This is a genomic window from Caulobacter sp. GW821-FHT09A05 (genome assembly GCF_059418465.1).
Genome location: NZ_JBWKPX010000030.1, coordinates 23,936 through 39,356, shown reverse-complemented (window position 1 = coordinate 39,356; position 15,421 = coordinate 23,936). Strand labels below are relative to the sequence as shown.

Sequence of the window (15,421 nt, the reverse complement as noted above, 5' to 3'; positions counted from 1 at the left end):
CGGTTCAGCTAACCCAGGCGATCTCGATCCATGCGCCGCTCATTTTCGCCTCTGCTGACCTGCGCCCTGCTGCTGGCCGGGCCGGCCCTGGCCTCGGATCCGGGCACGCTGCAGCAGAAGGACACCTTGCGCGACGCGGTGGCCGCGCCGCTGGAGGACCTGAACCTCAAGCAGACCGCCATCCCGCCCGTGCTGCAGCGCGCGGTCGAGACCCCCTACGACCTGACCGGCCTGGCGCGCTGCGAAGGGATCGCCGGCGAGGTCGGCCGCCTGGACGCGGCGCTGGGTCCCGATCTGGACGAGGCGCCGCCGCCCGACACCCGCTCGCGCGGCCGGAAGGTCGCCGATGCCGCCTATGGCGCCGGGGTGGGCCAGGTGCGCGACACGACCCAGCACGCCCTGCCCTTTCGCGGCTGGATCCGCAAGCTGACCGGGGCGGCGCGGCACGACCGGGCGGTGCAGGCGGCGATCAAGGCCGGCGGCGTCCGTCGCGGCTATCTGAAGGGCGTGGGCATGCGCATGAACTGCGCCCCGCCGGCCGCGCCCAGCTGGTTCGTCCCCGCCCCGCCGCCCAAGCCCGTCGCCGCCCCGGCCCCGCCGAGCCCGCTCGACCGGCTCGCCGCCTTCTGGGACGGCGTGGTGACATGGTGGCGCGGCTGGTGGCCGTTCTGATACGGGCCGGCTTGCCTTTGCGGGGCCTTCGCGCGACTGAATCGAGCCGCGCACAGAGGGATCGCGATCATGATCACCGTTTTCGGCGAAGGGCGGGGGTTCCGGGTCGTCTGGCTGCTGGAGGAGATGGGGCTGCCGTACCGGCTGCGGCCGGTGGACCTGCTGGTCGGGGTCGAAAATGACCCTGAGTTCCTGGCGATCAACCCCGCCGGTTTCATCCCGGCGATCCAGGACGGCGACGTTACCCTGGTCGAGTCGATCGCGATCATGGAATATCTGATGGCCCGCCACGGACCGACGCCGCTGGCGCCGGAGCCCCGCGATCCGGCCTTCCCGGCGTACCAGCAGTTCCTTCATCTCGGCGAAGCCGGCCTCGCCGCCTCGATGTACTTCGTCGTCGTCAGCCGCAACCTCGCGCCCGAGGCCGAGCGGCGCAACTGGGGCGCCCGCAAGGCGCTGGAGGTGTTCGAGAGCCGGCTGGGGCTGGTGACCCGGCAACTGGCCCGTTCGCCCCACCTGGCGGGGGACGCCTTCACGGCGGCCGACATCTCGGTGACCTACGCCCTGGAGTTCGCCCAGCGAACCGGCTGCTACGCCCTCGGCGAGGTCGAACGGGCCTATGTCGCCCGCACCACCGCCCGCGACGCCTACCGGCGCGCCATGGACACCTGCCTGGCCACCAAGGCCTGGGCGGCGGAGGCGGCGGCGCGATGAGCGGGCATCGGATCTACGCCACCAGCTTCGCCAGCGTCTATCCGCTCTACGTCGCCAAGGCGGAACGGAAGGGGCGCACCAAGGCCGAGGTCGACCAAATCATCCTCTGGCTGACCGGTTTCAGCCCGGAGGGGTTCGAGGCCCAGCTGGCGGAGAAAACCGACTTCGAGACCTTCTTCGCCCAGGCGCCCGCGCTGAACTCCGCGCGGACCCAGATCAAGGGCGTGGTCTGCGGCGTGCGTGTCGAGGAGGTCGCCGAGCCGCTGATGCGGGAGATCCGCTACCTGGACAAGCTGATCGACGAACTCGCCAAGGGCAAGGCGATGAGCAAGATCCTGCGGGACTAGGGCGTTCGGCTTCATGCCCTACAGCAAGGCCAGCGTCTCGCGCACCTTGGCGGCCAGCTGTCGTGGCCCGAACGGCTTCATCACATAGCCGGCCGCGCCCAGCTGCATGGCCTGGACGATCCGGTCCAGGCGGCCGTCGCCGGTCAGCATCAGGACGGGCAGCGTCGCGCCGCCGGGCGTTTCCTTGATCGCCTTCAGGGCGTCCAGGCCGCTCTGCCCGGGCATGCGTACGTCCAGCAGCGCCAGGACGGGCGTCTCGCGCGCCAGGGCCGCCAGCACCTGCTCCACCGACCCGAAGGCGCGCACGGCGAAGCCCTCGCGCTCCAGCGCGACCTGGATCAGCTCCAGCGTGGCCGAATCGTCGTCGGCGACAAAGATCAGGGGCGGCGCGAACGGCATGCGATAGTCTTAACGCCCGGACTCGACCAACGGAAGACCGCCGCCCGGCTTTCGTCAGCGCGTGCCGAAGGTCCGGTCGCCGGCGTCGCCCAGGCCCGGCACGATGTAGCCATGATCGTTCAGCTCGGCGTCCACCGCCGCCGTCCAGATCGGCACGTCGGGATGGGCCGCGCGCAGGGTCTCCACGCCCTGGACCGAGGCCACCAGGCAGACGAAGCGCAGGTCGGTCACGCCCGAGCGCTTGAGCAGGTTCAGGGCCGCCACCGCCGTGTGGCCAGTGGCCAGCATCGGATCGACGACGATGACCAGGCGGTCGGCGATGTCCTCGGGAGTCTTGTAGTAGTACTCCACCGCTTCCAGCGACTCCGGGTCGCGGAACAGGCCGATATGAGCCACCCGCGCCGAGGGCACCAGGTCCAGCATGCCCTCGGCCATGCCCAGGCCCGCTCGCAGGATCGGGGCGAAGACCAGCTTCTTGCCGGAGATCTCCTCGGCCTTCGTCGGGGCCACCGGCGTCTGGATCTCGACCGTGTGGGTCGGCAGGGCGCGGGTGACCTCGTAGCAGAGCAGGGTCGCCGTCTCGCGCATCAGGGCGCGGAAGGTCTTGGTCGAGGTCTCCCGGTCACGCATCCGGGTCAGCTTGTGGCGGACCAGGGGGTGGTCGACGATGGTGACGCCTTGCATGGCCAAGCCTTCCTCTGCGAGCCGCCGGAAAGCCGCGCCTCTCTCGTCGGACCAGTGCCGCCTCGCGGCGTCCGCGCCAAGCGAAAATCGCCTAGCCGTTCACACCGTAGGCGGCGAGGAACACCTTGACGGCCGGCAGCACCTCGCGGTCGATCTCTTCCGGCGTCGGTTCGGCCATGGCCTGGCACAGCCGCGCCTTCAGCATCCGGTTCTGGCAAAGGCCGATGAACTGGTGCGCCGCATGGACCGGATCGTCGGTCCGCAGCTGCCCGCCGTCGACAGCCTTCTGCAAGATCGCGCCCAGCAGCTTGGCCCCGCTCCTGGGGCCCGCCTCGTAGAAGGCGTGGCCGATCTCGGGCGTGCGCTGGGCCTCGGCGACGATCACCCGGAAGTTGGCCATGCTGAAGTCGCTCAGCACGATGGACAGGTAGGTGCGCCCGACCTTGGTCAGGGCCTGGCGGATGTCGCCCAGCTCGGACCCGATCTCGAACATGGCGTCGCGCTGCCAGGCGCAGTGGCGCACCACATAGGCGGCGAACAGCTGCTCCTTGTTCTTGAAGTAGTTGTAGAGCGTGCCCTTGGACCCGCCGACCCGCGCGGCGATCGTCGACATCGAGGCGTTGGCGTAGCCCTCCTCCAGGAACACGTCGCTGGCGACGTCGAGGATGGCCTCGCGGCGGGCGTCTCGGTCGAGGCGCGGCTTCACGTCCTGCATCATTTCTTTTCCTTCGGGCCCCCCCTTGATCCCGTCAAGCTCGCGGTTATATCAGCGCCACTATATGACCGTACAGTACGGTCAATTCAAGGTCAGCGCCGATGACTTCCAACGCCCTGGACAAGCCTGCCGCCTCCAAGTCGCCAGGAACCCATACCATCGGCGCCACGGTTTCGATCCTGCTGGCCGCCCTGCTGACCAGCGCCTGCGCGACGATGCCCGCCGCGACGCCCGCCCGGGTCGCCAAGGCGCCCGAGGCCTACGCCACGGCCCAGACGCTGGCTGCTCCGGAGACCACCGCCTGGCCGGCCGACGCCTGGTGGAAGGCCTATGGCGACGCCCAGCTGGACGCCCTGGCCGACGAGGCCCTGGCCGGCTCGCCCACCCTGGCCCAGGCCGAGGCCCGCCTGCGCCGCGCCCAGGCCCTGGCCAGCCAGGCCAAGGCCGCCCAGCTGCCCAGCGTCGAGGCCAACGGCGCGGTCGAGCGGTCCAAGCAGAGCTACAACAGCGGCATTCCCGCCCCCTTCGTGCCCCAGGGCTACAACGCGTACGGCCGGCTGAGCCTGGACTTCAGCTGGGAGCTGGACTTCTGGGGCAAGAACCGCGCGGCCGTCGCCGCGGCCACCTCGGAGGCCCGGGCCGCCCAGGCCGACGCCGCTCAGGCCCGGCTGATGCTGGCCACTTCGGTCGCCGCCACCTATGCCGACCTGGCCCGCCTCTACGCCGAGCGCGACGTGGCCGAACGGTCGGTGGCCCTGCGGCAGGAGACCCTGACCCTGGTCAGCGACCGGGTGACCAACGGGCTCGATACGCGCGGCGAGCTGCGCCAGGCCGAGGCCGGTCCGCCGACCGCCCGCGCCGAGCTGGCCGCCATCGACGAGCAGATCGCCCAGACCCGCAACGGCCTGGCCGCCCTGCTGGGCGCGGGACCGGATCGCGGCCTGGCCATCGCCCGTCCGTCGATCGCCACCCTCAAGCCGTTCGGCCTTCTGGCCAACCTCGCCGCCGACCTGATCGGCCGCCGCCCCGACGTCGTCGCCGCCCGCTGGCGGGCCGAGGCCGCCAGCAAGCGGATCGGCCAGGCCAAGGCCGCCTTCTACCCGAACGTCAACCTGGCCGCCGCCATCGGGGTGCAGTCGCTGCACCTGGACAAGCTGTTCGACAGCGGCTCGGACGTCGGCAGCGTCGGCCCCGCCGTCAGCCTGCCGATCTTCGAGGGCGGACGGCTGAGGGCCAACCTGCGCGCCGCCGAGGCCGATCGCGACGGCGCCGTGGCCGCCTACGATTCCGCCGTCACCCAGGCCCTGCGCGACGTCGCCGATGTCGCCGCCAGCGAGCGGGCCCTGAGCACCCGGCTCAGCGAAAGCCGCGCCGCCCTGGCCGCCAGCGAGGACGGCTTCCGCATCGCCAAGCTGCGTTATCAGGGCGGCCTGTCGACCTATCAGAACGTGCTGATCGCCGAACAGGCGGTGCTGTCCCAGCGCCGGATCGTCGCCGACCTGGAAAGCCGCGCCCTGACCCTGGACGTCGCCCTGGTGCGCGCCCTGGGCGGCGGCTTCGCCCCCGCCTGATCGCAGCCCGAACCCACCTCCATCCCTTCGCCTTCGCGCCTCCAGGATCTTCCGCCATGGCCGACACCGCCGCTTCCGCCCAACCCGCCATCAAACCCAACGGCAACCGCCGGCGACTGCTGACCGGCCTCGCCGTCGTGGTCGTGGTCGGGATCGTGCTCTGGGCGCTCTACGCCTTCTTCATCGGCTCGCGCCATGTCGAGACCGACAACGCCTATGTTGGGGCCGAGGTCGCCCAGGTGACGCCGCTGGTCAGCGGACCGGTCGCCCAGGTGCTGGTCTCCGAGACCCAGATCGTGACCGCCGGCCAGCCGCTGGTGGTGATCGACGACGCCGACGCCCGGATCGCCGTCCTCGCCGCCCAGGCCGCCCTGGGCCAGGCCCAGCGCAAGGTGCAGGGCTATTTCGCCAGCGACGACGCCCTGGCCGGCCAGGTGGCCGCCCGCGACGCCGACATCGCCCGCGCCGCCGCCGCGGTGACCGGCGCCCAGGCCAGCCTTGAACAGGCCCGCGTCGAACTCTCGCGCCGCAAGGCCCTGGCCGACTCCGGCGCGGTGTCCGGCGAAGAGCTGACCACCGCCCAGAGCCAGTTCACCAACGCCCAGTCGGCGCTGGTCGAGGCCCGCGCCGCCCTGGCCCAGGCCAAGGCCACCCGCGCCGCCGCCGAGGGCAGCCGCGAGGTCAATACCGCCCTGATCTCCGGCCTGCCGGCCAGCAAGAACCCGGAAATCGCCGCCGCCGAGGCTCGCCTGGCCAGCGCCCAGCTGGCCCTGGACCGCACTGTGCTGCGCGCCCCCCTGGCCGGGGTGGTGTCCAAGAAGAACGTCCAGGTCGGCCAGCAGGTGCAGGTCGGCGCGCCGCTGATGGCCATCGTCCCGACGGCCAGCGCCTATGTCGACGCCAACTTCAAGGAAGTGCAGCTGGACAAGGTGCGCGTCGGCCAGCCGGTGACCCTGACCTCCGACCTCTACGGCGGCGGCGTCAAGTTCCACGGCCGGGTGAAGGGCCTGTCGGGCGGCACCGGTTCGGCCTTCTCGCTGATCCCGGCCCAGAACGCCTCGGGCAACTGGATCAAGGTGGTGCAGCGCCTGCCCGTCCGCATCACCCTGGATCCCGCCGAACTGAAGGAACATCCGCTGCGGGTCGGCCTGTCGATGAAGGCCACGATCGACACCTCCAAGTAGTCCGCGCCCCCAAGCCCCTCCAAGGAAGCGCCGCATGGCCGACCAGGACTCCTCCCCCGCTGCCGCGTCGGCCCCGCCCCCGGCCGCCGGACCGGCGCCGCTGACGGGCGTCACGCTGGGCGTGACCGCCATCGCCCTGGCGCTGGGCACCTTCATGCAGGTGCTGGACAGCACCATCGCCAATGTCTCGATCAACACCATCTCCGGCAATCTGGGCGTCAGCACCAGCCAGGGCACCTGGGTGATCACCTCGTTCGCCGTGGCCAACGGCGTGTCGGTGCCCCTGACCGGCTGGCTGATGGGTCGCTACGGCGTCGTGAAGACCTTCGTGGTTTCGGTGCTGCTGTTCACCATCGCCTCGTTCCTGTGCGGGATCTCGTGGAGCCTGACCTCGCTCATCGGCTTCCGCCTGCTGCAGGGCCTGGTCTCCGGCCCGATGATCCCCGGCTCGCAGGCCCTGCTGATCATGATCTTCCCGCCCAACAAGCGGGGCACGGCCCTGGCCATCTGGTCCATGACCACCCTGGTGGCGCCGATCTGCGGGCCGATCCTGGGCGGCTACATCTCCGACAACATCGCCTGGCCGTGGATCTTCCTGATCAACGTGCCCGTCGGCCTGATCTGCGCCTTCTTCTGCTGGCGGCCGCTGGCCAGCCGCGAGACCCCGACCCGCAAGGTGCCGATCGACACCACCGGCTTCATGCTGCTGCTGATCTGGGTCGGCGCGCTGCAGGTGATGCTGGACACCGGCAAGGAGGCCGACTGGTTCAACTCGCCGGCCATCGTGGTCGAGCTGCTGGTGGCGATCGTCGGCTTCATCGCCTGGGTGATCTGGGAGCTGGGCGAGAAGCACCCGATCGTCGACCTGTCGCTGTTCAAGTCCAAGAACTTCGCCCTGGGCACCCTGGCCTTCTGCCTGGGCTATGCGGTGTTCTTCGGCTCGAACCTGCTGCAGCCGCTGTGGCTGCAGACCCGCATGGGCTACATCGCCACCTGGGCGGGCCTGGTCGCCGCGCCCAGCGGCGTGGTGGCCGTGATCCTGACGCCGTTCGCCGCGCGCATCATGCAGAAGGTCGACGCCCGTTGGACCGCCAGCCTGTCGATGGCCGCCTTCGCCCTGTCGTTCTTCATGCGCTCGGAATTCTCGCCCGACGTGGACTTCAAGGCCCTGGTCTGGCCGATGCTGGTGCAGGGCGTGGCGATGAGCACCTTCTTCCTGTCGATGGTGACCATCTCGCTGAACGGCATCGCGCCGCACCAGCTGCCCTCGGCCTCGGGCCTATCGAACTTCTCGCGGATCACCGCGGGCAGCTTCGCGGCCTCGCTGGCGACCACGATCTGGGACCGCAGCGAATCCCTGCACCAGACGCGGCTGTCGGAGACCATGGCCTCCAACGACCCGGCCTGGCTGGCGGCGGTCGAGCACATGCAGGCGGTGGGCCTGAGCCACGCCCAGGCGGTGGGCGCGGCGACCGCCCAGGTCGTCAACCAGGCCTATCTGCTGGCGACGCTGGACTTCTTCCGGGCCTCGGCCTGGCTGACCGTGTTGCTGATCCCCTGCATCTGGCTGACCAACAAGGCGATGAGCGGCGGCGGCGCGCCGCCTCCGGCCGACTAGGTTTCGCGGCCCTACCCTTCCGGCCCGGCGCCGCTTAAGATGCGTCGCCGAGAGGGTTGAACACGACGATGACCACGACGACGGCGGCCGCCAATCCCCTGCGCCTCTACCAGCGGGTGGCCGCCGACATCGGCCAGGCCATCGCGGACGGCCGCCACCAGCCCGGCCAGCGCCTGGCTTCCGAGCGCGACCTGGCCGAGGCGTTCGGCGTCAGCCGTCCCACCATCCGCCGGGCCGTGATCGCCCTGGAGATGCGCGGCTTGCTGGAGGCCCGGCAGGGCTCGGGCGTCTATGTCCGCGCCGGGGGCCAGTCGCCGCCGCCGCGCGACCTGGATATCGGGGCGTTCGACCAGGCCGAGGCCCGCCGCCTGTTCGAAGGCGAGGCCGCCGCCCTGGCCGCCACCCTGATCACCGACGAGGAACTGGCCTATCTCGAGACCCTGGTGGCCGAGATGAACAGCGAGAAGTCGACCAAGGAACAGTCCGAACTGGCCGATCGCCAGTTCCACATCACCATCGCCCAGGCCACCCGCAACAGCGCCATCGTCCGCGTGGTCGAGAACACCTGGGACCTGCGCTACAAGTCGCGCCTGTGCATGCAGATGCTGGAAAAGGCCCGGCACGTGCGCAAGCGTCCGCTGAACGACGAGCACCAGGACATCATCGAGAGCCTGCGCACCCGCGACCCCAAGGCCGCCCGCGCCGCCATGCAGACCCACCTGGGCGGGCTGATCGAGAACCTGCTGCTGACCGCCGAGCTGGAGGCCATGGAGCAGACCCGCGAACGCCTGGCCAGCAAGCGCGAGGAGATCGCCCTGCGCGCGGCCAGCGCGGCGAAGTAGGCCCGCCGATCCCGATCTTCGCGGAGCGATGTCGGTTCGCGCGGGCCTCGTTCGTCGTTCAGACACCAGGCCAGGAGGCCCGGCTCGGACAGGGAGACGGACGATGCGTGTGATGGTGCTCGTGAAAGCCACCGAGGACAGCGAGAAGGGCTTTGTCCTGACGCCCGAGACGCAGGCGATGCTCGAGGCGATGGGCCGCTACAACGACGAACTGACCAGGGCCGGGATCCTGCGGGCCGGCGACGGCCTCACGCCCTCGTCCCAGGGCAAGCGCGTCGCCTTCGACGGCGCCGGCCGCACGGTCATCGACGGTCCCTTCGCCACGCCCCGCGAGCTGGTCGCCGGCTTCTGGCTCTGGGAGGTCAAGGACATGGACGAGGCCGTCGCCTGGGTGAGGCGCTGCCCCAATCCCATGCCCGGACCCAGCGAGATCGAAATCCGGCCGCTGTACGAAATGGACGACCTGCGATGAGGGTTGCGGGCCAGCGCTCCGACTAGTTCGCCGGCCGCTCCGGCGTGGGCGCGGCCGGAGCCGGAGCCGCCGGGACGCTGACCACGGGCGGCGCCGCGGCGGCGGGCGCGGCGGGCGGCGACGCGGCGGAAGCCTCGGGCGCGGCCGGGTCGACGGGCTGGGCCGGCTGGCCTTCCAGCGGAATGACCCCGTCGATCGGCAGGCCGTCCGGTCCGACCAGGGTCGGATCCTCGGCCGCCGAGACGGCGTCGTCGCCCTCGGGCTCGGCCGCCCTGGGCGCGTCGCGGTTCACCGCATAGGTGGCCAGGCTCTTCCAGATCTTGGCCGGCAGGCCGCCGCCGACCACGCCGTTCATGGCGCTGTTGTCGTCGTTGCCCACCCAGACCCCGATCACCAGGTCGCCGACATAGCCGACGAACAGCGCGTCGCGGTAGTCCTGGCTGGTGCCGGTCTTGCCGAACGCGCCGGGGATCGCCGCCTCGATGCCCGTGCCGCGCTGGGTGGCCGAGCGCAGCAGGTCACGCATGCTCGCCAGCTCGGCCTTGGTCAGCGGATGGACGCCGGCGGGCTTCTTCCAGTCGGCCAGGCCGTGCGGGATCACCGGCGCCTCGCCGGCGTCGATCGCCGCATAGGCCGCCGTCAGCCGCACCAGGCTCATCGGCCCGGTGCCCAGGGCCAGGGTCAGGTCGTTGGGGATCGGATCGGTGACGCCCAGGTCGCGGGCGGTGCTGACGATCGCGTCGCGGCCGATGTCGTGGGCCAGGCGCACGGCCGCCACGTTGGACGAGGCGGCGAAGGCGGTGATCAGCGGCACCTCGCGGCCGGCGTACTTGCCCTCGTGGTTCTTCGGCGTCCAGCCGCTGACCTGGACCGGCGCGTCGAGGATCGGGCTGGTCGGGGTCATGCCCTGGCGGATGGCCGCCAGATAGACGAACAGCTTGAAGGCCGAGCCGGGCGGACGCTGGGCGTCGGCGCGATTGAACTGGCTGACCTTGTAGTCACGGCCGCCGACCATGGCGACGATCCGGCCGTCGGTGCGCATGGCCACGATCGCGCCCTGGGTGACGTTCAGCGCCTTGCCGTCGCGGGCGATCGCCTGGTCGAGGATCTTCTCGGCCTGGGCCTGCAGCCTGGGGTCCAGCGTGGTGCGCACCACCGTCTCGCCATAGGTGTTCTCGAACACCGCCTTGGCCTGGGGGAACACCCAGTCGGCGAAATAGGAGCCGACCGGCAGCTTGGGCCGGCCCGCCTGGACGTGGACCTGCTGGACGGCGCGGGTCGCCTGGGCCTGGGTGATCACCCCGGTGTCGACCATCGCCCCCAGCACGGTCTTCATCCGTGTCTTGGCGCCGTCGAAGTTCTCGGTGGGGGCCCAGCGGGACGGGGCCTTGACCAGGCCCGCCAGCATCGCCGCCTCGCCGACCGACAGCTGCTGGGGCGTCTTGTCGAAATAGTGCCGCGACGCCGCGCCCAGGCCGAAGGTGCCGTCGCCGAAATAGACCGACGACAGGTAGCGCGACAGGATCTCGTCCTTGGACAGGCGCGCGTCCAGATAGAGGGCGATCAGCACCTCCTGGATCTTGCGCCGGAAGGTGCGCTTGTTGGACAGGAAGGCGTTCTTGGCCAGCTGCTGGGTGATCGTCGAACCGCCCTCCGACACCCCGCCCGCCTTGGCGTTGGCGCCCACGGCCCGCAGGATCGCCTTCGGGTCCACGCCGATGTGCTTGTAGAACCGCCGGTCCTCGATGGCGATGAAGGCGCCCGGCACGTAGGCGGGCAGCTTGCTCACGTCGACCGGCGCTTCCTTGTAGGAGCCGCGGCGGGCGATGGGCGAGCCGTCGGCGGCCACGATCACCAGGGTGGGGTTGGCCAGCGGTTCCAGCGCCCGGCCCAGCGGCAGGGACCACAGCAGCGAAGCGACGAAGGCGACCACGGCCAGGACGACGACCGCGACCCCGCCGATCAGCCAGGGCCGCCGCTTCCAGACCGGCGGCTTGGCCGGCGGCGCCCCGGCGGCGGGCTCGGCTTGGACGGTCGGCGCGGCCTCGGGCCTGGTCGGGTCGGCGGGTTCGAGGTCGTCGGCGGCGTCGGACATTCGGGTCGCACTCGTTCAGGCGAAAGTTCGCCAGGAAGAGCGCGGCAATAGCACAGGCGATCCCTCCAGCGGCACGCCCCTGTCGCCGCGACACGCAAAAAAGTGGCCGGCGCCGGGCCGCCACGACCACGCCGCCCCGCCCGCGAACACCGGACGGCGGCGCTGTTGCCCTGCCGTCAGCCCCCGCTAGGATGACCGCCATGATCACTGGCGCCTCGGACACCCGGAAGCTCTACCAGCAGGTCGCCCGGGCGATCGCCACGGCCATTAACGACGGCCGTTACGGCCCCGGCGACAAGCTGCCGTCCGAACGCGAGCTGGCCGACGACTTCGGCGTGAGCCGCCCGACCATCCGCGACGCCATGATCGCCCTGGAGTTCCAGGGCCTGGTGGAAGCGCGCCAGGGCTCGGGGGTCTATGTCACCGCCTCGGCGCCCCCCGGGGGAGACGATCCGGCCGAGGTCGAGGTCGGCGCCCTGGAGCTGATCGAGGCGCGGCGGCTGTTCGAGGGCGAGGCCTGCGCGCTGTCGGCCGCCATCGTCACCGACGAGCACCTGGCCCTGCTGGAGCGGATCGTCGGCCAGATGGCCCGTAGCTTCGCTCCCGACGAGGTCGAGCGCCTGGAGCAGGACTTCCACCTGGCCATCGCCCGCGCCACGGGCAACGCCGCCATCGAGGCCGGGGTCGAGGACCTGTGGGTCCTGCGCCAGCAGTCGCCGGCCTGCGCGGCCATGCTGCGGCGGGCGCGCGCCCACGGCGGCGGCGACGTTGTCGAGGCGCATCGCCGGATCATCGCCGCCCTGCGCCAACGCGATCCCAGGGCCGCCCGCCAGGCGATCCACGCCCACCTGGCCCAGGTGATCGAGGACCTTCTGGCCGTGACCGAACTCGACGCCCTCCAGCAGACCCGCCAGAGGATGGCCGAGCAGCGCCGCGAACTGGCCCGTCGCACCGAGATCTGATCCTCTTCCGCCGTCCCGCCGTCACGAGGCCGCCCGATGACCAAGCCCCTGCTTCGCCTCGCCCTGGCCGCCGCGCTCGCCGCGCCCGCCCTGGCGTCGGCCCAGGCCCCGCCGGCCATGCTGCCGGTGGTCAATCCCCTGCCCAAGCCCGACGCCGAGGGCCGCAAGCCGCGCGCCGTGGTGGTCTATGCCGATTACCGCTACGGCGACATCCTGTGGGAGAACGACCGCACCGCCCACCGCATCTACGGCCCGGCGCTGCAGGCGGCCGAACCGCCCTCGACCTCGGGCATCGACGCCTGGGGCAAGAACGTCCGCTGGCCGTTCATGGACCGCCAGCTGCGCACCGGCGACCAGCATTCGTTCCACGGCGAGGGCCTGGACTTCTACGACGTCAACACCTTCCGCGGCGCGGGCGGCCTGGGCGTGTGGCAGGACAACAAGCTGTGGACCTCGCGCAACTGGAAGTCCTACCAGATCCTCCAGACCGGCGGCGACGTCGCCCAGTTCAAGGTCGACTACGCGCCCTGGCCGGTCGACGTGGACCGCAAGGTCTGGGAGACCCGCACCTTCACCCTGCCGCTGGGCACCAACTTCACGCGGATGGTCTCGACGATCAGCTCCGACAAGCCCGGCCCGCTGATCGTCGGCATCGGCATCAGCAAGCGCAAGGCCGCCCATGGCGCCAGCGGGGTGTTCACCCCCGACCTCGGCGCGGGCCGGGTGTCCTACTGGGAGCCGACCGATCCGGTGAAGGGCACGATGGCCATCGCCCTGATGGTCGACCCCAAGGCCCTGGTCGAGGTGCGCCAGGACGCCGACAACTACCTGGTCCTGATCCGGGTCGAGCCCGGCAAGCCGTTCGTCTACTACATGGGCGCGGCCTGGGACAAAGGGCTGGACTTCCACGACCGGGCCGGCTGGGAAGCCTATGTCCGCGCGGAAAAGGCCGACTTCGACCCGGCGCACTGAGCTTCAGCGGAACCGCCGGCGGCCGACGCGCGCTCCTCCGAAAAGCGCGAACGGACGAGACGACCGTGGGTAAGCGAGCACGAGCGATAGCGACGGCGGCCAGGCGCCCGGTGCGCGCCTCCGCCTCGACGGCCGCCCTGGTCGTCGACTGGGCCACCCTGGCCGCCCTCGGCGCCGCCACGCTGGCCCTGATGGTCGCGACTTGGCGACCGCGCGGCGGGAAGAGAAGAACTCCGCTGCGACGTCGATCGCCGCGATGATCACGAACATCATGTGATAGTGCGGGCTACCTGGCCGAAGATTGCGCAACTGGCCGATGCAGGCCTCTCGCGCGGGCCTTAGCCCCTCGAAGAACGCCACCGGGTCGTGCAAGCCGTTGCGAACGCTACGGGCTGTCATGGCTTTCCAGTCCTCTGCAATGCGCCGGCGTCGCCGGCCTATCTAGTTCGCCCGAATAGGGCGGGACCGGCGCGTCTCACCGCGTCGATCGGCGGGTCGCTCCCCCGCCACGCACCGCCGTCGATCGCCGACGGCCCGTCCGCCCCAGCCCGGGGCGTTGGACTCATAAGCGCCTATTGGAGCCCTTCTCAAGTGAAAAGTTCTTGTTATGTTCTCATTCCGGTTTCACCAGCCGAACCGCCGGCCCCTTGGATCGGCGGCAAACGCCATTTGGCTAAGCGAATCTGTCACGTCCTGGCGTCGACGCCTCACGACGTCTACTGCGAGCCCTTCACGGGCCTCGGCGGCATCTTCCTGCGTCGCGCCGTTCGGCCGCCGCTGGAAGTCATCAACGACGTGTCGGGCGACATCGTCATGGCTTGGCTTCAGTTGGCACGAAGCTGAGTGGCCTCGCTGGGGCCGAGGCGGGTGGCGACGCCTGGAAACTAGCCGGGACACATGCCACCTTACCGTTGAAAACGACGAAACACTTTCAATGGCGATGCAGCGTCGTCTTGGGTCGCACTAAATAGCATACGCACTAGGAAGAACATGTCCAACCAAAGAACAAAAAATCAACACTACGTCCCCCGCCTCCACCTGAGAAAATTCACGTCCGACGAAATCGGTGGCAAGGTATGGGTTTACGATATTGAAAAAGAAGAGTTCCGCACTTCTACGGTGGAAGCCGTTGGATCGCAAACAAACTACTACTCTCTCAAGAAGGCGGACGGAACATATTATGATGGTATCGATCACTGGCTAACTGACATTGAATCGGCGGCTGCTCCCATCTACGAACGTCTTCTCCAAGGAAGAATGCCATTGGGGCAAGAACGCGTAACATTTTCGCTTTTTCTAGCTACTCAATTCTTTAGGACGCCGCGACGCATAAACGCAGCGGCAGAGCTGATTGGGAGACAAATTAAATCCGCTGTCGACGGAATCCTGACTGGCGATGAAAAATACGCCGAAATCATCGCGGATCTTGAGAAAAATCCGTTGCCGAACATCGATATAGCAAAACTAAAACGATATTCTGTACAATCAAGGAACTATGATCTTTCAATCAGTGCGAAAGTTGGATTGGAAATCCTCAAATTCAGCGAACAAATCGCACCACTAATCGCGCAGAAGCACTGGGAGGTAAGGCAGGCAATTGGCGGCCACTTTATTACCTCGGACTCGCCCGTCCATGCTGCGACGCCACCTCGACCGCCCGGTGACGCTCGCCCGTTGAATTTTTCCGACCCATTCGTCCAGATTAGCTACCCGCTGTCGCCCACAAGGATGCTGTTCATCACTGGGGCGTCTGCTCCCTCGGGCTGGGTGCTCGCACATGAGATTGAGAATTTTAACCGCGCCCGTTCCTGGGACGCAACTCGACACATCATCTCGCACGTTCATGACGACCAGATCATGTCGAGGTCGAAGCTCGACGGCCATCGCCGCCTCCAGCTTCGGTCGCCGAAGATCAATCCTCAGGCAAAGGCCCGCGTCAGGCGATAAGTTTCTTTGATCCATTTGGACGATCGTTGCCGGCGCCAGAGATGCGAACCTAGTTCGCATGGGCCGACCTTCGGGCGATCGAGACGGTCTACTCGATCGGCAACGCCGATCCCGGCGCGCCGGCCCGCGAGTTGCTGATCTCCCGAGGCATCAACCTCGCGGCGGCGACGCCTCAGGCGATGTTGCGCTCGACCCAGAACAGAGTCGGAACTTTTGTGCGCTCTCCG

General features: G+C 69.4%; 16 protein-coding genes. 12 read left to right on the top strand and 4 right to left on the bottom strand.

Features of this window, described 5'->3' with window-relative positions:
* Positions 1-30 precede the first annotated feature (30 nt).
* The 3 genes from AC07NX_RS21720 to AC07NX_RS21710 all read left to right on the top strand — a co-directional run bounded on the left by AC07NX_RS21720 (position 31) and on the right by AC07NX_RS21710 (position 1,733).
* Entirely contained in the window at positions 31-672 is a 642-nt protein-coding gene (locus AC07NX_RS21720) for a hypothetical protein (RefSeq protein WP_494644660.1), read from the top strand.
* 69 nt (positions 673-741) lie between these two features.
* Entirely contained in the window at positions 742-1,386 is a 645-nt protein-coding gene (locus AC07NX_RS21715; RefSeq protein ID WP_494644659.1) for a glutathione S-transferase family protein, read from the top strand.
* Entirely contained in the window at positions 1,383-1,733 is a 351-nt protein-coding gene (locus AC07NX_RS21710) for a DUF2200 domain-containing protein (RefSeq protein WP_494644658.1), read from the top strand. The genes AC07NX_RS21715 and AC07NX_RS21710 overlap by 4 nt, the downstream gene beginning before the upstream one ends.
* An 18-nt stretch (positions 1,734-1,751) precedes the next feature.
* Here AC07NX_RS21710 and AC07NX_RS21705 read toward each other — a convergent pair whose 3' ends face one another.
* The 3 genes from AC07NX_RS21705 to AC07NX_RS21695 form a co-directional block, all read right to left on the bottom strand.
* On the bottom strand, positions 1,752-2,132 hold the full coding sequence (locus AC07NX_RS21705) for a response regulator transcription factor (RefSeq protein WP_494644656.1): 381 nt from the start codon (positions 2,130-2,132) through the stop codon (positions 1,752-1,754).
* 54 nt (positions 2,133-2,186) lie between these two features.
* Positions 2,187-2,816, bottom strand: a complete 630-nt coding sequence (upp, locus tag AC07NX_RS21700; protein WP_494644655.1) for a uracil phosphoribosyltransferase — start codon at positions 2,814-2,816, stop codon at positions 2,187-2,189.
* A 91-nt stretch (positions 2,817-2,907) separates the two neighbouring features.
* Positions 2,908-3,531, bottom strand: a complete 624-nt coding sequence (locus AC07NX_RS21695; protein WP_494644654.1) for a TetR/AcrR family transcriptional regulator — start codon at positions 3,529-3,531, stop codon at positions 2,908-2,910.
* A gap of 101 nt (positions 3,532-3,632) precedes the next feature.
* Here AC07NX_RS21695 and AC07NX_RS21690 point away from each other — a divergent pair, with 101 nt between their 5' ends.
* The 5 genes from AC07NX_RS21690 (at position 3,633) to AC07NX_RS21670 (ending at position 9,218) form a co-directional block, all read left to right on the top strand.
* Entirely contained in the window at positions 3,633-5,102 is a 1,470-nt protein-coding gene (locus tag AC07NX_RS21690) for an efflux transporter outer membrane subunit (protein WP_494644653.1), read from the top strand.
* Between the two features lie 56 nt (positions 5,103-5,158).
* On the top strand, positions 5,159-6,286 hold the full coding sequence (locus tag AC07NX_RS21685; RefSeq protein ID WP_494644651.1) for an HlyD family secretion protein: 1,128 nt from the start codon (positions 5,159-5,161) through the stop codon (positions 6,284-6,286).
* 34 nt (positions 6,287-6,320) lie between these two features.
* Positions 6,321-7,904 (top strand): DHA2 family efflux MFS transporter permease subunit, encoded by a 1,584-nt coding sequence (locus AC07NX_RS21680; protein WP_494644649.1) that lies wholly within the window; start codon positions 6,321-6,323, stop codon positions 7,902-7,904.
* Between the two features lie 68 nt (positions 7,905-7,972).
* The gene (locus AC07NX_RS21675; RefSeq protein WP_494644647.1) at positions 7,973-8,746 is read left to right on the top strand and encodes a FadR/GntR family transcriptional regulator; all 774 of its coding nucleotides are present in this window, start codon (positions 7,973-7,975) and stop codon (positions 8,744-8,746) included.
* A 112-nt stretch (positions 8,747-8,858) separates the two neighbouring features.
* Positions 8,859-9,218 (top strand): YciI family protein, encoded by a 360-nt coding sequence (locus AC07NX_RS21670; RefSeq protein WP_494644646.1) that lies wholly within the window; start codon positions 8,859-8,861, stop codon positions 9,216-9,218.
* 22 nt (positions 9,219-9,240) lie between these two features.
* On the opposite strand, the gene AC07NX_RS21665 is transcribed toward AC07NX_RS21670, so the two are convergent.
* A complete protein-coding gene (locus AC07NX_RS21665; RefSeq protein WP_494644645.1) occupies positions 9,241-11,313 on the bottom strand; it encodes a transglycosylase domain-containing protein in 2,073 nt (690 codons plus the stop codon).
* A gap of 200 nt (positions 11,314-11,513) precedes the next feature.
* Between AC07NX_RS21665 and AC07NX_RS21660 the strand changes: the two genes are divergently transcribed.
* From AC07NX_RS21660 to AC07NX_RS21645, 4 genes are all read left to right on the top strand, one after another.
* Complete coding sequence (locus AC07NX_RS21660) at positions 11,514-12,275, top strand: FadR/GntR family transcriptional regulator (protein ID WP_494644643.1); 762 nt, start codon at positions 11,514-11,516, stop codon at positions 12,273-12,275.
* Positions 12,276-12,311: 36 nt separating this feature from the next.
* Positions 12,312-13,247 (top strand): DUF4861 family protein, encoded by a 936-nt coding sequence (locus tag AC07NX_RS21655; RefSeq protein ID WP_494644642.1) that lies wholly within the window; start codon positions 12,312-12,314, stop codon positions 13,245-13,247.
* A gap of 366 nt (positions 13,248-13,613) precedes the next feature.
* Entirely contained in the window at positions 13,614-14,090 is a 477-nt protein-coding gene (locus tag AC07NX_RS21650; protein ID WP_494644640.1) for a DNA adenine methylase, read from the top strand.
* 147 nt (positions 14,091-14,237) lie between these two features.
* Positions 14,238-15,194: a DUF4238 domain-containing protein gene (locus tag AC07NX_RS21645; RefSeq protein ID WP_494644639.1), complete on the top strand. Its 957-nt coding sequence runs from the start codon at positions 14,238-14,240 to the stop codon at positions 15,192-15,194.
* Positions 15,195-15,421: the final 227 nt, after the last annotated feature.

Bases quoted from the DNA above. Each gene is read 5' to 3' on its own strand.
- AC07NX_RS21665 (WP_494644645.1), bottom strand. From the start codon at position 11,313: ATGTCCGACGCCGCCGACGACCTCGAACCCGCCGACCCGACCAGGCCC.
- AC07NX_RS21680 (WP_494644649.1), top strand. From the start codon at position 6,321: ATGGCCGACCAGGACTCCTCCCCCGCTGCCGCGTCGGCCCCGCCCCCG.
- AC07NX_RS21720 (WP_494644660.1), top strand. From the start codon at position 31: ATGCGCCGCTCATTTTCGCCTCTGCTGACCTGCGCCCTGCTGCTGGCC.
- AC07NX_RS21685 (WP_494644651.1), top strand. From the start codon at position 5,159: ATGGCCGACACCGCCGCTTCCGCCCAACCCGCCATCAAACCCAACGGC.
- AC07NX_RS21675 (WP_494644647.1), top strand. From the start codon at position 7,973: ATGACCACGACGACGGCGGCCGCCAATCCCCTGCGCCTCTACCAGCGG.
- AC07NX_RS21645 (WP_494644639.1), top strand. From the start codon at position 14,238: ATGTCCAACCAAAGAACAAAAAATCAACACTACGTCCCCCGCCTCCAC.
- AC07NX_RS21715 (WP_494644659.1), top strand. From the start codon at position 742: ATGATCACCGTTTTCGGCGAAGGGCGGGGGTTCCGGGTCGTCTGGCTG.
- upp (WP_494644655.1), bottom strand. From the start codon at position 2,816: ATGCAAGGCGTCACCATCGTCGACCACCCCCTGGTCCGCCACAAGCTG.
- AC07NX_RS21710 (WP_494644658.1), top strand. From the start codon at position 1,383: ATGAGCGGGCATCGGATCTACGCCACCAGCTTCGCCAGCGTCTATCCG.
- AC07NX_RS21670 (WP_494644646.1), top strand. From the start codon at position 8,859: ATGGTGCTCGTGAAAGCCACCGAGGACAGCGAGAAGGGCTTTGTCCTG.
- AC07NX_RS21695 (WP_494644654.1), bottom strand. From the start codon at position 3,531: ATGCAGGACGTGAAGCCGCGCCTCGACCGAGACGCCCGCCGCGAGGCC.
- AC07NX_RS21690 (WP_494644653.1), top strand. From the start codon at position 3,633: ATGACTTCCAACGCCCTGGACAAGCCTGCCGCCTCCAAGTCGCCAGGA.
- AC07NX_RS21660 (WP_494644643.1), top strand. From the start codon at position 11,514: ATGATCACTGGCGCCTCGGACACCCGGAAGCTCTACCAGCAGGTCGCC.
- AC07NX_RS21655 (WP_494644642.1), top strand. From the start codon at position 12,312: ATGACCAAGCCCCTGCTTCGCCTCGCCCTGGCCGCCGCGCTCGCCGCG.
- AC07NX_RS21705 (WP_494644656.1), bottom strand. From the start codon at position 2,132: ATGCCGTTCGCGCCGCCCCTGATCTTTGTCGCCGACGACGATTCGGCC.